16 protein-coding genes and 1 pseudogene are annotated in these 20,520 nt (G+C 70.6%); 13 read left to right on the plus strand and 4 right to left on the minus strand.

The window, feature by feature from the left end; all coding sequences use genetic code 11:
* Positions 1-45: 45 nt before the first annotated feature.
* Positions 46-765 (minus strand): annotated as a pseudogene (locus ACF1A5_RS14090) (potassium channel family protein); the annotation flags it as partial.
* A gap of 126 nt (positions 766-891) precedes the next feature.
* Positions 892-3,639 (minus strand): pyruvate dehydrogenase (acetyl-transferring), homodimeric type, encoded by a 2,748-nt coding sequence (gene aceE, locus ACF1A5_RS14095; protein WP_392193080.1) that lies wholly within the window; start codon positions 3,637-3,639, stop codon positions 892-894.
* A 401-nt stretch (positions 3,640-4,040) separates the two neighbouring features.
* Between aceE and ACF1A5_RS14100 the strand changes: the two genes are divergently transcribed.
* From ACF1A5_RS14100 to ACF1A5_RS14125, 6 genes are all read left to right on the plus strand, one after another.
* Positions 4,041-4,478, plus strand: coding sequence for a DUF3052 domain-containing protein (locus tag ACF1A5_RS14100; protein WP_392193081.1), 438 nt, complete (start codon positions 4,041-4,043; stop codon positions 4,476-4,478).
* 165 nt (positions 4,479-4,643) lie between these two features.
* Positions 4,644-5,102, plus strand: coding sequence for a peroxiredoxin (locus ACF1A5_RS14105; RefSeq protein WP_392193082.1), 459 nt, complete (start codon positions 4,644-4,646; stop codon positions 5,100-5,102).
* A gap of 127 nt (positions 5,103-5,229) precedes the next feature.
* Positions 5,230-5,805 (plus strand): calcium homeostasis/redox stress adaptation protein, encoded by a 576-nt coding sequence (locus ACF1A5_RS14110; RefSeq protein ID WP_356185605.1) that lies wholly within the window; start codon positions 5,230-5,232, stop codon positions 5,803-5,805.
* 112 nt (positions 5,806-5,917) lie between these two features.
* The gene (locus tag ACF1A5_RS14115) at positions 5,918-6,496 is read left to right on the plus strand and encodes a TerD family protein (RefSeq protein ID WP_392193083.1); all 579 of its coding nucleotides are present in this window, start codon (positions 5,918-5,920) and stop codon (positions 6,494-6,496) included.
* 205 nt (positions 6,497-6,701) lie between these two features.
* A complete protein-coding gene (locus tag ACF1A5_RS14120; protein WP_392193084.1) occupies positions 6,702-7,850 on the plus strand; it encodes a DUF475 domain-containing protein in 1,149 nt (382 codons plus the stop codon).
* Positions 7,851-7,978: 128 nt separating this feature from the next.
* Entirely contained in the window at positions 7,979-8,716 is a 738-nt protein-coding gene (locus ACF1A5_RS14125) for a Tellurium resistance (RefSeq protein WP_392193085.1), read from the plus strand.
* Between the two features lie 45 nt (positions 8,717-8,761).
* On the opposite strand, the gene ACF1A5_RS14130 is transcribed toward ACF1A5_RS14125, so the two are convergent.
* Positions 8,762-9,598, minus strand: coding sequence for a TerD family protein (locus tag ACF1A5_RS14130; protein WP_392193086.1), 837 nt, complete (start codon positions 9,596-9,598; stop codon positions 8,762-8,764).
* Between the two features lie 212 nt (positions 9,599-9,810).
* Here ACF1A5_RS14130 and ACF1A5_RS14135 point away from each other — a divergent pair, with 212 nt between their 5' ends.
* The 4 genes from ACF1A5_RS14135 (at position 9,811) to ACF1A5_RS14150 (ending at position 14,901) form a co-directional block, all read left to right on the plus strand.
* Positions 9,811-10,977: an HpcH/HpaI aldolase/citrate lyase family protein gene (locus tag ACF1A5_RS14135; RefSeq protein ID WP_392193087.1), complete on the plus strand. Its 1,167-nt coding sequence runs from the start codon at positions 9,811-9,813 to the stop codon at positions 10,975-10,977.
* A 24-nt stretch (positions 10,978-11,001) separates the two neighbouring features.
* Positions 11,002-13,476 (plus strand): phosphoribosyltransferase, encoded by a 2,475-nt coding sequence (locus ACF1A5_RS14140; RefSeq protein ID WP_392193088.1) that lies wholly within the window; start codon positions 11,002-11,004, stop codon positions 13,474-13,476.
* The gene (locus ACF1A5_RS14145) at positions 13,476-14,300 is read left to right on the plus strand and encodes an HAD family hydrolase (RefSeq protein ID WP_392193089.1); all 825 of its coding nucleotides are present in this window, start codon (positions 13,476-13,478) and stop codon (positions 14,298-14,300) included. Before ACF1A5_RS14140 ends, ACF1A5_RS14145 begins: the two co-directional genes overlap by 1 nt.
* 73 nt (positions 14,301-14,373) lie before the next feature.
* The gene (locus tag ACF1A5_RS14150) at positions 14,374-14,901 is read left to right on the plus strand and encodes an O-methyltransferase (RefSeq protein WP_392193090.1); all 528 of its coding nucleotides are present in this window, start codon (positions 14,374-14,376) and stop codon (positions 14,899-14,901) included.
* A gap of 69 nt (positions 14,902-14,970) precedes the next feature.
* Here the strand turns inward: ACF1A5_RS14150 and ACF1A5_RS14155 are convergent, their stop codons facing one another.
* Entirely contained in the window at positions 14,971-15,192 is a 222-nt protein-coding gene (locus tag ACF1A5_RS14155) for a zinc ribbon domain-containing protein (RefSeq protein WP_392193091.1), read from the minus strand.
* Between the two features lie 363 nt (positions 15,193-15,555).
* On the opposite strand from ACF1A5_RS14155, the gene ACF1A5_RS14160 reads away from it, so the two are divergent.
* The 3 genes from ACF1A5_RS14160 (at position 15,556) to ACF1A5_RS14170 (ending at position 20,506) form a co-directional block, all read left to right on the plus strand.
* Positions 15,556-17,823, plus strand: a complete 2,268-nt coding sequence (locus ACF1A5_RS14160) for a transglycosylase domain-containing protein (RefSeq protein WP_392193092.1) — start codon at positions 15,556-15,558, stop codon at positions 17,821-17,823.
* Between the two features lie 63 nt (positions 17,824-17,886).
* Positions 17,887-19,173: a hypothetical protein gene (locus tag ACF1A5_RS14165; protein WP_392193093.1), complete on the plus strand. Its 1,287-nt coding sequence runs from the start codon at positions 17,887-17,889 to the stop codon at positions 19,171-19,173.
* A gap of 217 nt (positions 19,174-19,390) precedes the next feature.
* Positions 19,391-20,506: an amidase domain-containing protein gene (locus ACF1A5_RS14170; protein WP_392193140.1), complete on the plus strand. Its 1,116-nt coding sequence runs from the start codon at positions 19,391-19,393 to the stop codon at positions 20,504-20,506.
* Positions 20,507-20,520: the final 14 nt, after the last annotated feature.

Below are 20,520 nucleotides of genomic sequence, written 5' to 3' on the forward strand. Positions count from 1 at the left end.
CGCGGTGCGGGACGGGCCCCCGGCGGTCGGCCGGGGGCCCACCTGCGTGGTCAGCGCGGCCACATGCGCCCGCAACTCCCGCACCTCCTCGGTCAGCCGCTCGATCGCCGCCGTCTGACGCCGTTCCTCCACGTCGTCCTTCTCGAACCGGGAGATGAACCAGGCGGCGATGTTCGCGGTCACCACACCGAGCAGGGCGATCCCGGACAGCATCAGCCCGACGGCCAGCATCCGGCCGAGCCCGGTCGTGGGCGCGTGGTCCCCGTACCCCACGGTCGTCATGGTGGTGAACGACCACCACACCGCGTCACCCAGCGTCTTGATGTTCCCGTTCGGCGAGTCCCGTTCCACCGACAGCACGGCCAGCGAACCGAACATCAGCAGCCCGACCACGGCCCCGGCCACATACGTCGTCAGCCGGACCTGCTCGGCCAGCCGCGCCCGCCGCCCGACGAGCAGCACCGTCGCCACCACCCGCAGCAGCCGCAGCGGCTGGAGCAGCGGCAGCACCACCGCGCACAGGTCCAGCCAGTTGCGGCGGACGAACTCCCGGCGCCGCCCGGTCAGCGAGAGCCGCACCAGGTAGTCCACGGCGAACGCCCCCCACACCACCCACTCCACGACCGTGCACGCGGTCGTCACGGACCGGCTCGCCGCGCTGTCCACGATCGGCACCGCGTAGGCGGCGGCGAACGCCACCGCGAGGGCCAGCAGGGGTCGCTGCGTGCGCTGTTCCCAACGGGCCTGCGCCGAGTCTTGCTCCATGGCCGCATCGTAAGGAAACGAACACGGACAAGGGCGGCGGAGCCGTCGGCCCCACCGCCCGTCCGGCGGCCCGGGGCCGGGGCGCGCGCCGCGCCCCGGCCCCGGGCCGGTCCCGCCGGAAACCCCCTACGCGTCGCCTCCCGCCGTACCGGGGTCGGCCGCCATCACGTCGAGCAGCCGGTAGCGGTCCACGGCCTGCTTGAGCACCGACCGGTCGACCTTCCCCTCGCGCGCCAGCTCCGTCAGCACGGCCACCACGATCGACTCCGCGTCGATGTGGAAGAACCGCCGCGCCGCCCCGCGGGTGTCCGCGAAGCCGAAGCCGTCGGCGCCCAGCGACTGGTACGTCCCGGGCACCCACCGCGCGATCTGGTCCGGGACCGACCGCATCCAGTCGGACACGGCCACGAACGGCCCCTCGGCCCCGCTCAGCTTCCGCGTCACCCAGGGCACCCGCTGCTCCTCCTCCGGGTGCAGCAGGTTGTGCTCCTCGCACGCCACGGCCTCGCGCCGCAGCTCGTTCCAGGAGGTCGCCGACCAGACGTCGGCCTTCACGTTCCAATCCTCGGCGAGGAGCCGCTGCGCCTCCAGGGCCCACGGGACGGCCACGCCCGAGGCCATGATCTGCGCCGGGATCTCGCCCGCGGTGCCCACGCCGATCCGGTGGACGCCCTTGAGGATGCCCTCGACGTCCACGCCGGCCGGCTCGGCCGGCTGCTGGATCGGCTCGTTGTAGACGGTGAGGTAGTAGAAGACGTCCTCGCCGTGCGGGTGCTCCTCGTCGCCGCCGTACATCCGGCGCAGGCCGTCCTGCACGATGTGCGCGATCTCGTAGCCGTACGCCGGGTCGTACGCCACGCACGCCGGGTTGGTCGAGGCGAGCAGCTGCGAGTGGCCGTCCGCGTGCTGCAGACCCTCACCGGTCAGGGTCGTGCGTCCGGCGGTCGCACCCAGGACGAACCCGCGCGACAACTGGTCGGCCATCTGCCAGAACTGGTCGCCGGTGCGCTGGAAACCGAACATCGAGTAGAAGACGTACACCGGGATCAGCGGCTCGCCGTGCGTGGCGTACGCCGAGCCGGCCGCGATCAGCGACGCCGTGCAGCCCGCCTCGGAGATGCCGTCGTGCAGCATCTGCCCGGTCGGCGACTCCTTGTACGCCAGCAGCAGGTCGCGGTCGACGGACTCGTATTGCTGACCGAGGGGGTTGTAGATCTTCGCACTCGGGAAGAACGAGTCCATGCCGAAGGTGCGGTACTCGTCCGGCGCGATCAGCACGAATCGCCTGCCGAGCTCCTTGTCCCGCATGAGGTCCTTCAGAAGCCGGACGAAGGCCATGGTCGTCGCGATGGACTGCTGGCCCGAGCCCTTCTTCACGGAGGCGTACGTCTTGTCGTCCGGCAGGGTCAGCGGCTTGGAGCGCACGACGCGCGTCGGGACGTACCCGCCGTGCGACTTGCGCCGGTCGTGCATGTACTGGATCTCCTCCGAGTCCCGGCCGGGGTGGTAGTACGGCGGCGCGCCGGACTCCAGGTCCCGGTCCGGGATGGGCAGGTGCAGCCGGTCCCGGAAGCGCTTGAGGTCGTCGACCGTCAGCTTCTTCATCTGGTGGGTGGCGTTGCGGCCCTCGAAGTTCGGGCCGAGCGTCCAGCCCTTGATCGTCTTGGCCAGGATGACCGTCGGCTGGCCCTTGTGCTCGACGGCCGCCTTGAACGCGGCGTAGATCTTGCGGTGGTCGTGACCGCCGCGCCCCAGGTGCAGGATCTGGTCGTCGGTCATGTTCTCGACCATCGCGCGCAGCCGGTGGTCGTCGCCGAAGAAGTGCTCGCGGATGTAGGCGCCGGACTCTGTGGCGTAGGTCTGGAACTGGCCGTCCGGCGTGATGTTCATCTTGTTGACCAGGATCCCGTCCCGGTCCTGCGCCAGCAGCGGGTCCCAGGTGCGGTCCCAGATCAGCTTGATCACGTTCCAGCCGGCCCCCCGGAAGACCGACTCCAGCTCCTGGATGATCTTGCCGTTGCCGCGCACCGGGCCGTCCAGGCGCTGGAGGTTGCAGTTGACCACGAAGGTCAGGTTGTCCAGGCCCTCACGCGCGGCGATGGACAACTGGCCGAGCGACTCGGGCTCGTCCATCTCGCCGTCGCCGAGGAAGGCCCACACGTGCGAGCGGGAGGTGTCCGCGATGCCGCGCGCCTGCATGTAGCGGTTCATCCGGGCCTGGTAGATCGCGCCGATCGGGCCGAGGCCCATGGAGACCGTGGGGAACTCCCAGAAGTCCGGCATCGAACGCGGGTGCGGGTAGCTGGACAGTGCGAAGGGAGCCGCGGACTTCTCCTGGCGGAAGCCGTCGAGGTGCCGCTCGCTCAGGCGGTCCAGCATGAACGCGCGCGCGTAGATGCCGGGCGAGGCGTGCCCCTGGAAGAAGACCTGGTCGCCGCCGTCTCCCTCGTCCTTGCCCCGGAAGAAGTGGTTGAAGCCGACGTCGTAGAGCGAGGCGGAGGACGCGAAGGTGGCGATGTGGCCGCCGACGCCGATGCCAGGCCGCTGGGCGCGGGAGACCATCACCGCGGCGTTCCAGCGTGTCGCGTTGAGGATTCTGCGCTCGATCTCCTCGTTGCCCGGGAAGAACGGCTCGCTCTTGGTCGGGATCGTGTTGACGTAGTCCGAGCTGCGCATCTCCGGCACGGCGACGCGCTTCTCCCGGGCGCGCTCGATCAGCCGGAGCATGAGATAGCGAGCCCGTTCGCGGCCCCGCTCGTCGACGGCGGCGTCGAGCGAGTCGAGCCACTCCTGGGTCTCTTCGGGGTCGAAGTCAGGAACCTGACTCGGAAGGCCGCCAATGATGATCGGGTTTCGATCGGATCCGGAAGCCACGCTGTTCCTTACCTGTCAGAGGGCGACTTTTCTTGGTCTTTCAGGGGTTTCGCTGCCCTATTCTGGGGTTTCTCTGCCTGTGCCTGCACCGTTCCCCATCGTGTACCTCGCGAGAGCCAAACGTCATCTCTACCGAGGGGTAATCGGGGAACTCCTGTCCTATGGGCCACCCGCGCCGGGTGCTCAACGGCGCAAACCGGGCAGAAGGGTGTGGTGTGTGTCACCGCTGATCGCGATACCGTGTCAGGAGTTGCGGCGACACAGCCGGGATCGTCACCGTTTCGGCGGTCCGAACCGCCGGGTACTTGCGCGATCCGGCCCGCCCGTGTGGACTACGGCCAATGCTTCGCGCACGCGCGTGGCTGAAGACCCAATAACGCAACATCATCAGGAGGCAACCCGTGAGCGCGACCGCGGACCACGCGGAGGAGCGGACTAACCCGGCCGTCAGGCTGGGCTTCCAGCCCGGGCAGGTGGTCCAGGAGATCGGCTACGACGACGACGTCGACCAGGAGCTCCGCGAGACCATCGAGGAGGCCGTCGGCACCGAGCTCGTCGACGAGGACTACGACGACGTGGCCGACGCCGTGGTGCTGTGGTTCCGCGACGACGACGGCGATCTGACCGATGCGCTGGTGGACGCCACCACGTACATCGAGGAGGGCGGGGCCATCCTGCTCCTCACGCCGAAGACCGGCCGTTCGGGCTACGTGGAGCCGAGCGACATCTCGGAGGCCGCGACCACGGCGGGTCTGACGGCCAGCAAGAGCGTCAGCGTGGGCAAGGACTGGAGCGGATCGAGGCTGGCGACGCCGAAGGCCGCGAAGTCCAAGAAGTGACCGTCCGGGGGGTCCGGGGTTCCCGGACCCCCGCCGCGGCCCGCTCGGGCCGCGGCCCCCGCACGCCGGACGGGCCGGCCCGTGCCCGGCCCGTCCGCCTGCTCCCGGTGGTCGCTGCGTAGGGTGGACCTACCCGAACAGCCCCACCGAAGGGATTCCAGGACGATGGCGATCCAGGTCGGCGACAAGGCCCCCGACTTCGAGCTCAAGGACAACCACGGCAGGACCGTGCGCCTGTCCGACTACCGCGGCGAGAAGCACGTGGTGCTGCTCTTCTACCCGTTCGCCTTCACCGGCGTGTGCACCGGCGAGCTGTGCGCCCTGCGCGACAACCTGCCGACGTTCGTCAACGACGACACGCAGCTCCTCGCGGTCTCCAACGACTCCATCCACACCCTGCGCGTCTTCGCCGAGCAGGAGGGTCTGGAGTACCCCCTGCTGAGCGACTTCTGGCCGCACGGCAACACTTCGCGCGACTACGGCGTCTTCGACGAGGACAAGGGTTGCGCCGTGCGCGGGACCTTCATCATCGACAAGGAGGGCGTCGTGCGGTGGACCGTGGTCAACGGACTGCCGGACGCGCGCGACCTGAACGACTACGTGAAGGCGCTCGGCACCCTGTGATCCGACACCTGTGATCCGTCGGCTCCAGGGCCTGCGGGGTGCGGGAACCCGTCACTAGGATCGACACGTTGATCCCCTATCCGATGCACGACGGGGCTCCCCGCCCCCGGACACCAATGGAGGACTCGTGGGAGTCAGCCTCAGTAAGGGCGGCAACGTATCGCTGACGAAGGAGGCCCCGGGACTGACGGCCGTCGTCGTCGGCCTGGGGTGGGACGTCCGTACCACGACCGGTACCGACTTCGACCTGGACGCCAGCGCGCTGCTGCTGAACAACTCCGGGAAGGTCGCCAGCGACCAGCACTTCGTCTTCTTCAACAACCTCAAGAGCCCCGACGGCTCCGTGGAGCACACCGGCGACAACATCACCGGTGAGGGCGAGGGCGACGACGAACAGATCAAGATCAATCTCGCGGGGGTGCCGGCCGACGTCGAGAAGATCGTCTTCCCGGTCTCCATCTACGACGCCGAGAACCGCCAGCAGTCCTTCGGTCAGGTGCGCAACGCGTTCATCCGCGTCGTGAACCAGGCCGGCGGCCAGGAGATCGCGCGCTACGACCTGAGCGAGGACGCCTCCACCGAGACCGCCATGGTGTTCGGCGAGCTCTACCGCCACGGCGCGGAGTGGAAGTTCCGCGCCATCGGCCAGGGATACGCCTCGGGCCTGCGCGGCATCGCCCAGGACTTCGGGGTCAACGTCTGAGGCGTGAGCGCCTGAGGCACGAAACCGCATCTGTCCGGCGTCGCACGGTTTGCGTGCGGCGCCGGACGCGCAGGACAACCACAGCAGCACCATCTCGGGGAGGACCAGCATCATGGGCGTCACGCTCGCCAAGGGGGGCAATGTCTCCCTCTCCAAGGCCGCACCGAACCTGACCAACGTCATGGTCGGACTCGGCTGGGACGCGCGCTCCACCACCGGAGCACCCTTCGACCTGGACGCCAGCGCGCTGCTGTGCGGCGGTACCAACCGGGTGCTGGGCGACGAGTATTTCGTGTTCTACAACCAGCTCAAGAGCCCCGAGGGCTCCGTGGAGCACACCGGCGACAACCTCACCGGTGAGGGCGAGGGCGACGACGAGTCGATCCTGGTGGACCTGGCCCAGGTGCCGCCGCAGTGCGAGAAGATCATCTTCCCGGTCTCGATCCACATGGCCGACGAGCGCGGCCAGACCTTCGGCCAGGTCAGCAACGCGTTCATCCGCGTGGTCAACCAGGCCGACGGTCAGGAGCTCGCGCGCTACGACCTGAGCGAGGACGCCTCCACCGAGACCGCCATGATCTTCGGCGAGCTCTACCGCTACCAGGGCGAGTGGAAGTTCCGCGCCGTGGGCCAGGGGTACGCGTCCGGACTGCGGGGCATCGCCCTGGACTTCGGGGTCAACGTCTCCTGAGCCGCGCCGCGCCCGAGGTGCGCCCCCGCTCCCCGGGGGCGGCCGCGCGGGGCCGCGGTTCCGGTCCGGGGCGGCCCCAGCTCCCTGGGACGGCGGTTCCGCCTCTAGACTCGGGGTCAATGTTGGGTAAAGCCGGGTACGGCGCGGGGGAGACCCTCCCCCAGATTCGTCTGGGAGGGACCCCCAACACACGATGGGGTAGCCAGTGCTTCTGAAAACCTTCGGCTGGTCGTTCGCGGTCACCGCGCTCGGTCTGGTCGCTGCGGTCTTCTACGGGGGGTGGGAGGCCTTCGGCATCGTGGCGATCCTCTCCGTCCTCGAGATCTCGCTGTCGTTCGACAACGCGGTGGTCAACGCCGGAATCCTGAAGAAGATGAACGCCTTCTGGCAGAAGATCTTCCTCACGGTCGGCGTGCTCATCGCCGTCTTCGGCATGCGGCTGGTCTTCCCGGTCGTGATCGTCGCCATCAGCGCCAAGATGGGCCCGATCGAGGCCGTCGACCTGGCGCTGAACAACAAGGACCGCTACCAGGAGCTGGTGACCGACGCCCACCCGGCGATCGCCGCGTTCGGTGGCATGTTCCTGCTGATGATCTTCCTCGACTTCATCTTCGAGGACCGGGACATCCAGTGGCTGCGCTGGATCGAGCGGCCGCTGGCCAAGCTCGGCAAGGTCGACATGCTGTCGGTCTGCATCTCCCTGATCGTCCTGCTGATCACCTCCTTCACCTTCGCCACCCACGCCCACCAGCACGGCGGCGCGCACGTCGACAAGACCCAGACCGTGCTGATCGCCGGCATCGCCGGTCTGATCACGTACATGATCGTCGGCGGTCTTTCCAGCTACTTCGAGGACAAGCTGGAGGAAGAGGAGGAGCGGGAGCACGAGGAGGAGGAAGAGGCCGCGCGCACCGGCAAGGAACGCTCGGCGGTCGTCCTGGCCGGCCAGGCCGCGTTCTTCATGTTCCTCTACCTGGAGGTCCTGGACGCGTCCTTCTCCTTCGACGGCGTGATCGGCGCCTTCGCCATCACCAACGACATCGTCCTGATGGCCCTCGGCCTCGGCATCGGCGCCATGTACGTCCGGTCGCTCACCGTCTATCTGGTCCGCCAGGGCACCCTCGACGACTACGTCTACCTGGAGCACGGCGCGCACTACGCGATCGGCGCGCTGGCCGTGCTCCTCATGGTCACCATCCAGTACCAGATCAACGAGGTGATCACCGGCCTCGTCGGCGTGGTGCTGATCGCCTGGTCGTTCTGGTCCTCCGTGCGCCGCAACCGCGCGCTCGCGGACGGCGGGGGAAAAGCGGCGGGCTCGGACGAGAAGACTGAGGTCTCCTCCGGGGTGTGACCGCCCTCCCGGTGAGGGAACGCTCTGTGCGGGGCGGCCGCCGGGGACACGGCTCGGACCGGGTCCTCGGGCCGCCCCGCGGCATGTGTGCGGGGCCGATGTGCGGGTGAAGGTGGGGGCGGGCAGACATGGGGTTCTTCGACGGGCTGCTGGGCGGACGCGTGGCCGACTTCGACTCGGGCAGCGCGGCGACCAACGCGATCGAGCTGACCAAACGGCACCATCAGGTGTCGCTGACCAAGCAGGGCGCGGCCACCGGGCATCTGCGCGTCAACCTGACCTGGCGGATGCGGACCTCCGACATCGGCGGCTCCGCCCGCGAGAGCCTGCTGCGGCACCCCTTCAAGGCGCTCAAGCCGCCGGAGGTGATGGGGCACAGCCAGAGCATGGTCAACGTCGACCTCGACCTCGGCTGCCTGTACGAGCTCGCCGACGGCACCAAGGGGGTCGTCCAGCCGCTCGGCGGCTTCCTGGGGGACGTGAACTCACCGCCGTACGTGAAACTCAGCGGCGACGACCGGTTCGGTTCCGCGTCCGGCGAGACGATCTACGTCAATCTCGACCACCGGGACGCCATCAAGCGGCTCCTGGTCTTCGTGTACATCTACGACCAGACACCGGCCTTCGACCGCACCCACGCGATCGTCACCCTGTACCCGAGCAACGGCCCGCGCATCGAGATCGGCCTCGACGAGCGGCACCCCCAGGCGCGGTCGTGCGCGGTGGTGCTGATCGAGAACGTGAAGGGCGAACTGCTCGTCCGCCGCGAGGTCAAGTTCGTCTACGGCTTCCAGGCCGAGCTGGACCGGCTCTACGGCTGGGGGCTGCAGTGGGGACGCGGCTACAAGTCGACGGCCGACAGGTGACCGTCCCGCCCTGGGCCGCGGGCCCGTCCGGCCGGCGCGGCGGGCTCAGCGGCCGATGAACTGCGGGCCCTGCGGCGGCAGCCGGAACTCCGGGTCGGGCGCGGTCGTCACCGGCTGGGGATAGCCGTAGCCCGACGGGGACCCCGCGGTGACGGCCGGCGCGGGCTGCTGCGGGTAGCCGTACGCGGGCTCCGGATAGCCGTAGGCCGGCTGCGCGGCCGCGGTCGCCGGGGGCTGCTGCGGGGGACGGGCGTACGTCGGCTGCTCCGGCGGCAGCGGCTGGGCGGTCGTGGGCGGCACCGGCTGCGGGCCCGGCTGCTCCGGCGCGTCCGGCTCCTCCGACTCGTCCACCGAGATGCCGAAGTCGGTGGCGAGCCCCTTCAGCCCGTTCGAGTAGCCCTCGCCGAGCGCCCGGAACTTCCAGCCCTCGCCCCGCCGGTACAGCTCACCGCAGATCAGCGCGGTCTCCTGGCCGGTCTCCGGCTTGATCTCGAAGGAGGCCAGTGGCTCCGCGTCGGCGACGGCCGCGTCGTACAGCAGGATGCACAGCGAACGCACCCGGTCGAAGGCGACCCCGTCGGCCGACGCCACCAGCAGAATCCGCCCGACACCGGACTCGACCCCGCCGAGGTCCGTCTGGATCGTGTCGGTCAGATGCTCGGCGACGCGCTTCTTGCCCAGCCGCCAGACCTTCCCCGAGGGGTGCCGGGGCTGGTTGTAGAAGACGAAGTCCTCGTCGGAGCGCACACGACCGTCGAGGCCGAGGAGCAGCGCCGAGGCGTCGACGTCCGGAATCCCCTGCCCGGGAGTCCAGCGCAGCACGGCGCGTACCGTGGTGGCTTCCAGCGGGACGTTCGACCCCTTCAGCATCGCGTGCGTCATGCGGTCATCCTGCCCTCTCGGTCCTGGTCACGACAACGCGGGGGTGGCCGGAAGCCGACCGGGTATACGACCCCCGTCGAACATGCGCTGACAGGGCCCGGCCACCAGAAATTCATGCCCTGCGGGAACCCCCGACATGGCTCTCTACGTACTATTACCGGCCACACTTCGCCACCTTTCACACACGACTCACGTCACCACGGGGGAGATTCATGCGTCATTTCGGGCACATCGCCCCTGAGGTGCGCCGGCGCCTCTTCCACCAGGAGCCGGTCGCGTTCACCGCCGACTCCCCGGCCCGGCTGCTCTCCACGGCCCTGGGCGCCACGCTCTACAGCCCGGCCACCCGGCCCAGGCTCGCCGACGACATCGTCAAGCAGGCCGGGCGCGGTGTGGTCTCGATGGTGCTGTGCCTGGAGGACTCGATCGACGACGCGGACGTGGTGGAGGGCGAGGAGAACCTGGTCCGCCAGTTCGCCGACCTGGCCGCCCGCGCGGACACCGACCTCCCGCTGCTGTTCATCCGGGTGCGCACCCCGGAGCAGATCCCCGACCTGGTCCGCCGTCTCGGCCCCACCGTGGAGCTGCTGTCCGGATTCGTCCTGCCGAAGTTCACCGAGGAACGCGGAGTCCCCTTCCTGGAGGCGCTCCAGGGCGCCGCGGCGGCCATTGGGCGGCGGCTGTTCGCCATGCCGGTGCTGGAGTCGCCCGAGCTGCTGTACCGGGAGTCGCGCGTGGAGACCCTGGAGGGCATCTTCCGCGCGCTCGACAAGTACCGCGACCGGGTGCTCGCGCTGCGCCTCGGCGTCACCGACTTCTGCTCCTCCTACGGCCTGCGCCGGGCGCCCGACATGACCGCCTACGACGTCCAGGTCGTCGCCTCCGTGATCGCCGACGTGGTGAACATGCTGGGGCGCGCCGACGGCACCGGCTTCACGGTGACCGGGCCGGTGTGGGAGTACTTCCGGGCACCGGAGCGCATGTTCAAGCCGCAGTTGCGGCAGAGCCCCTTCCTTGAGGTGCAGGCGGTCGAGCTGCGCGAGAGACTGATCGAGCACGCCATGGACGGGCTGCTGCGGGAGATCTCCCTCGACCAGGCCAACGGACTGCTCGGCAAGACCTGCATCCACCCCTCGCACGTGCTCCCCGTGCACGCCCTGTCGGTCGTCAGCCACGAGGAGTTCAGCGACGCGGCGGACATCCTGCGGCCGGAGCGCGGCGGCGGGGGTGTCATGAGGTCGGCGTACACGAACAAGATGAACGAGGTGAAGCCGCACCGCGCCTGGGCCGAGCGGACCCTGCTGCGCGCCGAGGCGTTCGGCGTCGCCAGGGAGGACGTCGGGTTCGTGGAACTGCTCGCCGCCGGAATACCCGGCTGACACACGCCTCACCACAGGGAACGCATGAACAACGCAGTCAACAACGGGGTCTGGTCCGGCACCTGGGTCGCCGAGCGGCTCGGGGTCGAACTCGTCGGCGACGACGAACTGACCGGCCTGCTCGGGCTCGCGCTGCGCCGCAACCCCAAGCGCGCGCACCTGCTCGTCTCCAACGTGCTCGGCAAGCACGTCCCGCAGTCGCCGTCGGTGGTGTACGGCCACGGACTCGCCCTCGGCCGACGGGTGCGCGCCCTGCTGGGCGCCGAGGAGGCCGCCGCGGCGGTCGTGCTCGGGTACGCGGAGACCGCCACCGGGCTCGGCCACTCGGTCGCCGACGGGCTCGGTTCCGCGCCCTACCTGCACTCCACCCGGCGCCCGGTGGCCGGCGTAGACCCGGCGGGCGGCTTCCAGGAGTCCCACTCCCACGCCACCTCCCACCTGCTGCTGCCGGAGGATCCGGCGCTGCTGGCCGGGGACGGCCCGCTGGTCCTCGTCGACGACGAGTTCTCCACCGGCAACACGGTCCTGAACACCATCCGCGACCTGCACGCCCGCCATCCCCGGCGGCGGTACGTGGTGGTCGCCCTGGTCGACATGCGCTCCGCCGCGGACACGGGCCGCCTGGCGGAGTTCGCCAACGAGGTCGGGGCCCGGGTGGACCTCGTGGCCGCCGCCTCGGGAACGGTACGGCTCCCGGAGGGCGTGCTGGAGAAGGGCCGGGAACTCGTCGCCCGGCACGAGCGGGCCGCGGCGCTCCCCGCGCAGCGCGCCCGCCGCGGGGCGGTCCGGGTCGAGCTGCGCTGGCCCCGGGAGGTGCCCGACGGGGGACGGCACGGATTCACGGCCGCGCACCGGGACCGGCTGGAGCGGGCGCTGCCCGGGATGGCCGCGCGGATCGCCGAGTCGCTGCCCGCGGGCGCCCGCCGGGTGCTCGTCCTCGGCTTCGAGGAGCTGATGTACGCGCCGCTGCGGCTCGCCCGCGAGCTGGAGCGGGCCGTCGGCGCCGAGGTGCGCTACTCCACCACCACCCGCTCGCCCGTCCTCGCCGTCGACGACCCCGGCTACGCGATCCGCACCCGCGTGGTCTTCCCGGCGCACGACGACCCGGCCGACGGCCCCGGGGAGCGCTACGCCTACAACGTGGCGGGCGGCGGCTTCGACGCCGTCGTCGCCGTCGTCGACTCGGCCGCCGACAGCCCCGCGCTGCACGCGGCCGACGGACTGCTCGCCCAGCTCGCCGCGCACACCCCGCACGTCCTGCTCGCCGTCGTGCCGTCGTACGTCCCCGGGGCGCCGGCACCGCACACCGGCCCCGCCCCGCACGCCTCCGAAAGGCCCCCCATGCTGTCCGAGCCCCTCCGCGGCCCCGCCTTCTCCTCGTACGCGCCCGAGGAGGTCGGCTGGCTGCTGCGGGACCTCTCGGAGGTGACGCTGGAGGCGCCGACCGAGGAGCGCGAGGAGGCCATCCAGAGCGGCGGCGCGCACTACGCGGAGTCGCTCCCCGTGGAGTACCAGCCCAGCGAGCGGTACCAGCGGCTCTTCCACACCGCCCTGGACTCCTCGGCGGCCCGCATCGCCCAGGCCGTGGGCGTGGTCACCGAGACCGTGCTCGCCGAGCGGTCCCCGCGCCCCGTCCTGGTCTCGCTCGCCCGCGCGGGCACCCCGGTCGGCGTGCTGATGCGCCGCTGGGCCGCGTTCCGGCACGGCCTGGACCTGCCGCACTACGCCGTCTCCATCGTGCGCGGGCGCGGTATCGACGCCAACGCCCTGCGCTGGCTGGCCGACCGACATGATCCCGCCGACGTCGTCTTCGTCGACGGCTGGACCGGCAAGGGCGCCATCACCCGGGAACTGGCCGACGCCCTCGAGGAGTTCGAGCGACGCGAGGGTGTCACGGGCTTCGGCCCGGAGATCGCGGTGCTCGCCGACCCGGGCTCGTGCGTGCGGACGTACGGCACCCGCGAGGACTTCCTCATCCCCTCCGCCTGCCTCAACTCCACCGTGTCGGGCCTGATCTCGCGCACCGTGCTGCGCGCCGACCTGGTGGGCCCGCACGACTTCCACGGCGCGAAGTTCTACCGCGAACTCGCCGACGCGGACGTCTCCACGGCCTTCCTCGACGCGGTCTCCGCCCGCTTCGCCGAGGTCGCGGACGGCGTCGGCACCGCCGTCAAGGAACTGCTGGCCGCGGACCGCACCCCGACCTGGGAGGGCTGGGCGGCGGTGGAGCGCATCAGCGAGGAGTACGGCATCCACGACGTGAACCTCGTCAAGCCCGGCGTCGGCGAGACCACGCGGGTGCTGCTGCGCCGGGTGCCGTGGAAGATCCTGGCGCGGGCCGGGGCCGGTGCGGACCTGGACCACGTACGGCTGCTCGCCGAGCAGCGCGGGGTGCCGGTCGAGGAGGTCGGCGAACTGCCGTACACCTGCGTGGGGTTGATCCATCCGAAGTACACGCGCGGGGCGACCGGCGCCGACGGACGGGCGGTGGCCCTCTGATGCCCGTGCTGGTGGCGAGCGACCTCGACCGTACGCTCATCTACTCCGCGGCGGCCCTCGCGCTGACCATGCCGGACGCCCGGGCGCCCCGGCTGCTGTGCGTGGAGGTGCACGAGAGCCGGCCGCTGTCCTACATGACGGAGACGGCGGCGCAGCTGCTCACCGACCTCGCCGACACGGCGCTGTTCGTGCCGACCACGACCCGGACCCGCAAGCAGTACCTGCGCATCAACCTGCCGGGTCCGGCGCCGACGTACGCGATCTGCGCCAACGGCGGCCATCTGCTGGTGGACGGAGTGTCGGACCCCGACTGGCACCGGCAGGTGACCGAGCGGCTGGCCGGCGAGTGCGCGCCCCTGGCCGAGGTGCAGGAGCACCTGGAGCGGACCGCCGACCCGGTCTGGCTGCGCAAGCACCGCGTCGCCGAGGACCTGTTCGCCTATCTCGTCGTGGAGCGCGAGCTGCTGCCCGAGGAGTGGGTGAAGGAGCTGGCCGCCTGGGCGGAGAACCGCGGCTGGACGGTCTCCCTCCAGGGCCGCAAGATCTACGCCGTGCCCAAGCCGCTGACCAAGAGCGCCGCCGTGCGCGAGCTGGCCCGCCGCACCGGCGCCGAGCTCACCCTCGGCGCGGGCGACTCCCTCCTCGACGCCGATCTGCTGCTGGCCGTGGACCGGGGCTGGCGGCCGGGCCACGGCGAGCTGGCCGACACCGCCTGGTCCGCTCCCGCGATCCGCGCCCTGCCGGAGCGGGGGGTCCTGGCCGGGGAGCGCATCGCCCGCGAGTTCCTGCGCACGGCGCGCCAGGGACCCGTCGGCGGTTTGTGAGGCGTTGGCCAACAGTTGATGTTCGTCGCGGTCTACGGTGGTGGTCGGACCGGAACGGCGAGGGGGTCAGGTGATGGACGGCGGCGGCACACGGCTCACCGGGGAACTGCGGGAGCACCGGGACGAGCGGGGGACCCCCGAGGACCCCGCCCGGCGGATGCTCGACGACGTCACGCACACGCCGTGGCCGCTGTTCCCGGGCCCGCAGGCGGTGCGGGAACGGGCCGGGCTGCTGGCGTTCCTGGCCCGGCTGACGGGCGCGTCGCGGATCGTGGAGGTGGGGACCCTCGCCGGACTGCCGGCCCGGTGCCTGGAGGGTGAGCTGCCGCCCGACGGGACGCTGCTGACGGTGACCGGCCCGGACGCCCTGGCGACGCTGCGCGCCCTGCCCGACGAGCCGCACCTCGACCTGGTGGTCGTGGGCGCGGACGCGGACCCCGTCGCGTCCTGGGACGAACTGGTACCGAGAGCCCGGCGCGGCGCCCTGCTCGTGGTGGACGCCGCCGCCGGGGAACTGCCCGCGCGCGTGGCGGCGGACGACCGGGTGGACAGCGTGCCGGTCACGGCCACGGCCGGGCTGTCGCTGGCGCGCCGCCGCTGACGCCCGCCGGGTGCCGTGGCTCCGGCCCGGCGGGGTTCCGTGGTCCCGGTCCGCCGGGGCGCCGCGGCCTCAGCCGCAGCAGCCCCCGCCGCAGCAGCCGCCCGAGCCGCCGCCGGCCCCGGGAGCGGGCGACGGAGCGGACGCCGAGCCGCCGACCGCCACCGTGGAGAGCAGTTTCACGGTGTCGTCGTGGCCCGCGGGGCAGGCCGCCGGGGCGGCGGACTCCGCCATGGGACGGCTCAGTTCGAAGGTGTCGCCGCAGGTCCGGCAGCGGTACTCGTAGCGAGGCATGGAGTCAGATTAGCGGGCGTGATCGGACACACAGAGCTGCTCGTTTCCTATGTGTTGGTTTCTGTCCAGTTCTCGTGCGGAGAAATTGAAAAGATCGCTGATAATTTTGTATAGCCGCGAGAGCCGCGAGACGGCTGGGGATGAGGGGGCCGGCGGCCGCGTTCGCGGCAGCCGTGTCCACCCGCGCGAGCAAGACCGAGTGCGGAGGGAGACTCATCCGTGACCATGGATGGGCAGGGGGCGGGCCCCGCGGAGGAAGGCCGTCGTGCGCGTGCGCGGCGGGGGGCGCCGAAACGGGGTCAGCGCCGTGCGGACGGTGGGGGAGATGGCCGGGCCGGGGCCGCGCTGCCGCCGGACGAGACCATGCAGCTGAAGGTCGGCGACGCGCTGAAGCCGGACGCCACCATGCAGCTGAACGTCGACGCGTTGCGGAAGGCGAACGCCGCCGCACGGCGTGCGGGTGGCCCCGACTCAGGTGAGGCCGTGCCCCCGGACGCCACCGTGCAGTTGCGCGTCGTCAGCCGCGATGAGGCGCGCGGACGCGCCGCCCGCCGCACCGGGCGCCGCGGCCCCGCGCTGCCCCCCGCCGTCACCCGGATCACCTCCGCCGCCGCCCGGCGCCTCGCGCCGCTCAACCGGCTGCTGGCCCCCTACGCCCGGCGGCTGAACCCGTACATCCAGCGGCTCGCGCCCTACGCCCGCAGGCTCAAGCCCGTGTACCCGCGCCCCGGCCGCACCGACTGGCGCCGCTGGCTGCCCACCTGGCGGCAGTGGCTGGGCGCCTGGCTGGCGGCCGTCGGCCTCACCGGGGCGTTCCTGGTCGTCGCCTACGCCGCCACCGACATACCCCAGAACCTGAACACGTACGCCACCCAGCAGGACAACGTCTACTTCTGGTCGGACGGCACGCCCATGGCCCGTACCGGCTGGGTGCAGCGCCAGGCGATGCCGCTGAAGGACATACCCGAGGACGTCCGCTGGGCGGTGCTGGCCGCCGAGAACGAGAGCTTCTACAGCGACCCCGGCATCTCCTTCAAGGGCATCACCCGCGCCCTGTGGCGCACGGTCGGCGAGGGCGACACCCAGGGCGGCTCCACCATTACCCAGCAGTACGTGAAGAACGTCTATCTGACCCAGAATCAGACGGTCGGGCGGAAATTCACGGAGGCCATGATCGCCCTGAAGCTCGACAACAAGATGAGCAAGGACAAGATCCTCGAGGGATACCTCAACACCAGCTGGTTCGGCCGCGGCACCTACGGAATCCAGCGCGCCGCCCAGGCCTACTACGGCAAGGACGTCAGCAAGCTCAACGCGGGGGAAGCCGCCTTTCTCGCCTCCCTGCTCAAGGGCGCCGGCCTCTACGACCCGACCCTCAACGCGGCCAACCACGCCCGCGCGGTCGAACGCTGGAACTGGATACTCGACCGGATGGTGAAGATCGGCAAACTGTCGCCGGCCGAGCGCGCCAGGTACCGCACCTTCCCCGAGCCGCTCAAGAGCAACCCGCTCTACGACACCGGCGAGCAGAGCGACTACCTGGTCGAACTGGCCGCCAGCTACGCGAAGAAGGCCGGCGGCCTCTCCGACAAGAAGTTCGACCTGGGCGGCTACCAGATCTACACGACCTTCGACCGCAAGCGGGAGACCGCACTCACCGACGCCGTCACCAAGGCCCGCAAGAAGGCCAAGGCGGACGACGCGGGGACGGCGAAGTCCGCCCACTACGGCGCCGCCTCGGTCGCCACCGACGGCCGGATCCTCGCCGTCTACGGCGGCCCCGACCACCGCACCCAGGGCTACAACGAGTCCAACGCGACCACCGTCCCCGCCGGTTCGGCCTTCCTGCCCTTCGTGTACGCGGCCGGCCTCGAACACGGCGTCACCAAGCGGCGCGACGCCCCCCGCGAACAGGTCTACCCGGAGAGCGTCTACGACGGCGACGACGCGGTGCCCGTCACCACCCCCGAGGGGCCCTACTGGGACCGCAGCGGCCGCAAGGTCGCCGCGCACAACGACGGCAACAAGTCCTGGGGACGCATCAGCCTGCGCAAGGCACTCGCGGAGTCGGTCAACACGCCCTTCATGCAACTGGGCATGGACACCGGCCTGGACAAGGTCAAGCAGACCGCCCTTGCGGCCGGACTGCTCCCCTCCAGCCTCGGCCCGCAGGTGCCCGGTCTGTCCCTGGGCACCTCCACACCGAGCGCGATCCGCATGGCCAACGGCTACGCCACCTTCGCCGCCGGGGGGATGCACACCGAGCCGTACTCGGTGCGCCGTATCACCCGCAACGGCTCCACCGTGCGGCTGGAGACCCCGGCCCGCAACCGCGCCGTCGGAGCCCAGGTCGCCGCGGAGGTCACCCAGGCGCTCGGCGACTCCTTCCGCACCGCCCACCCCGCCGCCGCGCCCGCCGCCGCCCCGGTGGGCGGAAAGGCGGGCACCACCGCGGGCGACACCGCCGCCTGGTACGTCGGCACCGCGAAGTCCGTGTCGACGGCCGTCGTCGTCTACCGCATCGACCTGGCCAAGAGCCTCGAACCACTGCCACTGAAGGGGATCGCCGGCCCACCCGCCGACAGCGTCCCCTACGGCATCTGGGCCGGCGCCATGGACCCGCTCGGCTGACCCCGCGCGGCCCGGCCGCCCCGCACCCGCACCGATGACCGCCCACGCAGATTTGAGCCGCCCATGAAGTCGCAGTCCGGCCGCCGCCGCAAGGCCCGCGCGCCCCGTCGCACCGCCCGCCCCGAGTTCGTGACCCTGGCCGCCCTCCTGGTCGTCGCGTCCGTCGTGGCGGGCTTCCTGGCACTGACCCGCCCCGACTCCACCGCGCCGACCGCGTCCGCCGGGAGCAAGGGCGACTCCAAGGGCGCCGCCAAGGCAGCCCCCAAGGAGCCCAAGTGGGACGGCAGAACCAAGGTGCTCGGCGACGGCTCGACCTCGTACACCGGGCCGCAGAAGGGCGAGTTGAAGCCCGTACCGCTCAAACCGGGTGAGAAGCCGCCCCAGTTCGTCGTCTTCTCCTGGGACGGCGCCCTCCAGGGCGACGACAGCCTCTTCTCCCACTACCGGGAACTGGCCAAGCAGTACGACGCCCACATGACCTTCTTCCTCACCGGCATCTACCTGCTGCCCAAGAGCAAGAAGGACCTCTACCACCCGCCCCAGCACCCGCCGGGCTCGGCGGCGATCAGCTACGCCACCGACGAGCACATCCGCACCACCCTGGAGCAGTTGCGCGCCGCCTACCAGGACGGCAACGAGATCGGCACCCACTTCAACGGCCACTTCTGCGGTGCCAAGGGCGGCGGCGACTGGAGCGTCGAGGAGTGGAAGAGCGAGATCGACCAGTTCTACGACTTCGTGGAGAAGTGGAAGACCAACACCGGCTTCACCGACATCGCCCCGCTGCCCTTCGACTTCCGCAGGGAGGTCACCGGCGGCCGCGCACCCTGCCTCGAGGGCCAGCCCAACCTGCTGAAGGCGATGAAGGATTACGGCTGGCGCTACGACGCCAGCTCCCCGGGCGACTTCCAGATATGGCCGTCGAAGAAGAGCGGCGTGTGGGACTTCCCGCTGCAGATGCTGCCGTACGAGTCGGGCAAGTACCAGGGCCTGTCCATGGACTTCAACTTCCTCTACAACCAGTCCGAGGGCGAGACCAAGGGCGACCCGGTCAAGTACCCCGAGTGGGAGCAGCAGACCGTCGACAGCTACATGGCCGGCTTCAACCGCGTCTACTACGGCAGCCGGGCACCGCTGTTCATCGGCAACCACTTCGAGGACTGGAACGGCGGCATCTACATGAAGGCCATCGACCAGGTCGTCAAGAACGTGTGCACCAAGAAGGGCGTGAAGTGCGTGTCCTTCCGGGAACTCGCCGACTGGCTGGACGTGCAGAAGCCCGAGACCCTGCAGCGGCTGCGCGGCCTGGACCCGGCACAGGCCCCGGACTGGTCCACAGTCGTCAAGTGACGTCCGACGGGGGTGAGGTGTTTTCCGACGGTGCTCAAGTGACGCCTGAAACAGTCTGATTCCACTTGCGCATCCCCTCTTCACAACCGTCGCACGGCCCGTGCGAAGATGCGATTGACCGGTAGGCGTACCGGCGTAGAGGGGAACATCATTGAAATCGAGAAGATTGAGCCGTAAGCGGAGCCGTACGACCATCATCGCGGCGGCCGCAGCCTCGGTGGTCGCCGGCGTGGCCCTGGTGCCCAACTGGAGCGCCGGCGCGGCGGTCACCGACGACCCGACGGTGGACCCGGCGACCAAGGCCACCTTCCAGCGACTGGCCGACGCGGTCTTCACCGACCGCACCAACGCCCTGGTGGACCAGGCCAAGGGCGGGGACGACAAGCAGCGGACGTCCGGCTTCTCCGGCAGGGTCAGGCTGTCCGGCACCCAGTCGCACCAGGAGAGCTCCGCGCTCGCCGAGCTGCGCGGCCGCAAGTCCCGTCTCGCCCGGCTGGGCGAGAAGTACAGCGCGGCCAGCACCAGCGTCACCCTGGACGCCACCCAGGTGAAGGGCCGCAGCGCCAAGGTCGCCGTCACCGAGACCACGACGCTGACCTACGAGAAGGTCAAGGGCACCGAGCCGAAGACCACCGGCTTCCAGGCCCACCACGAGCTGACGTTCAAGGCCGACCGCAACGGCGACTGGCAGCTCACCGGCATCCGCGACACCGACAGCGGCTACCTCGCGGTGAACCAGGTGGCCAAGCCTGCCGTCGCCGCCCCGGACACCGCCGCCGACGACGGCCCGCCCGAGGCCACCCGCGCGTCCACCGCGTGGCCCGCCCCGGCCAAGGCCAAGAACTTCTCCGCCACCGGCTACGACTACAAGGCCATGGTCGCGTACGCGAAGAAGTACTGGAGCAACTACAACCCCGACTACCCGGACTTCAACGGGCAGGGGGCCGGCGGTGACTGCACCAACTTCGTCAGCCAGTCCCTGAAGGCGGGCGGCTGGAAGCACGTCCCCGGCTACACCAACGACTTCCACAAGTGGTTCGGCAACTCCGAGATCCAGTCGGACTCGTTCGTCGGCGTCAACGAGTTCTCCTGGTTCGCCCTGTCCTCCAAGCGGGCCACCAGCCTCGCCAACGTCTACCAGGCGGACCTCGGCGACGTCGTGCAGATGGACTTCAACAAGGACGGGTCCAAGGACCACACCATGATCGTCACCTACCGCAGCCCGCAGGGCGTGCCGTACGTGACGTACCACTCCACCAACACCTACAACAGGTCGGTGGCGAGCCTCGTCGCGTCCTACCCGAACGCCGCGTTCTACGCCTACCGCACCTGAGCGGTGTCCCCCAG

This window comes from Streptomyces sp. NPDC014864 (genome assembly GCF_043081525.1).
Lineage (GTDB): Bacteria > Actinomycetota > Actinomycetes > Streptomycetales > Streptomycetaceae > Streptomyces.

Coding starts and splice junctions, on each gene's coding strand:
- ACF1A5_RS14140 (WP_392193088.1), top strand. CDS start 11,002: ATGAACAACGCAGTCAACAACGGGGTCTGGTCCGGCACCTGGGTCGCC.
- ACF1A5_RS14165 (WP_392193093.1), top strand. CDS start 17,887: ATGAAGTCGCAGTCCGGCCGCCGCCGCAAGGCCCGCGCGCCCCGTCGC.
- ACF1A5_RS14115 (WP_392193083.1), top strand. CDS start 5,918: ATGGGCGTCACGCTCGCCAAGGGGGGCAATGTCTCCCTCTCCAAGGCC.
- ACF1A5_RS14105 (WP_392193082.1), top strand. CDS start 4,644: ATGGCGATCCAGGTCGGCGACAAGGCCCCCGACTTCGAGCTCAAGGAC.
- ACF1A5_RS14155 (WP_392193091.1), bottom strand. CDS start 15,192: ATGCCTCGCTACGAGTACCGCTGCCGGACCTGCGGCGACACCTTCGAA.
- ACF1A5_RS14135 (WP_392193087.1), top strand. CDS start 9,811: ATGCGTCATTTCGGGCACATCGCCCCTGAGGTGCGCCGGCGCCTCTTC.
- ACF1A5_RS14145 (WP_392193089.1), top strand. CDS start 13,476: ATGCCCGTGCTGGTGGCGAGCGACCTCGACCGTACGCTCATCTACTCC.
- ACF1A5_RS14125 (WP_392193085.1), top strand. CDS start 7,979: ATGGGGTTCTTCGACGGGCTGCTGGGCGGACGCGTGGCCGACTTCGAC.
- ACF1A5_RS14130 (WP_392193086.1), bottom strand. CDS start 9,598: ATGACGCACGCGATGCTGAAGGGGTCGAACGTCCCGCTGGAAGCCACC.
- ACF1A5_RS14150 (WP_392193090.1), top strand. CDS start 14,374: ATGGACGGCGGCGGCACACGGCTCACCGGGGAACTGCGGGAGCACCGG.
- ACF1A5_RS14160 (WP_392193092.1), top strand. CDS start 15,556: ATGCAGCTGAAGGTCGGCGACGCGCTGAAGCCGGACGCCACCATGCAG.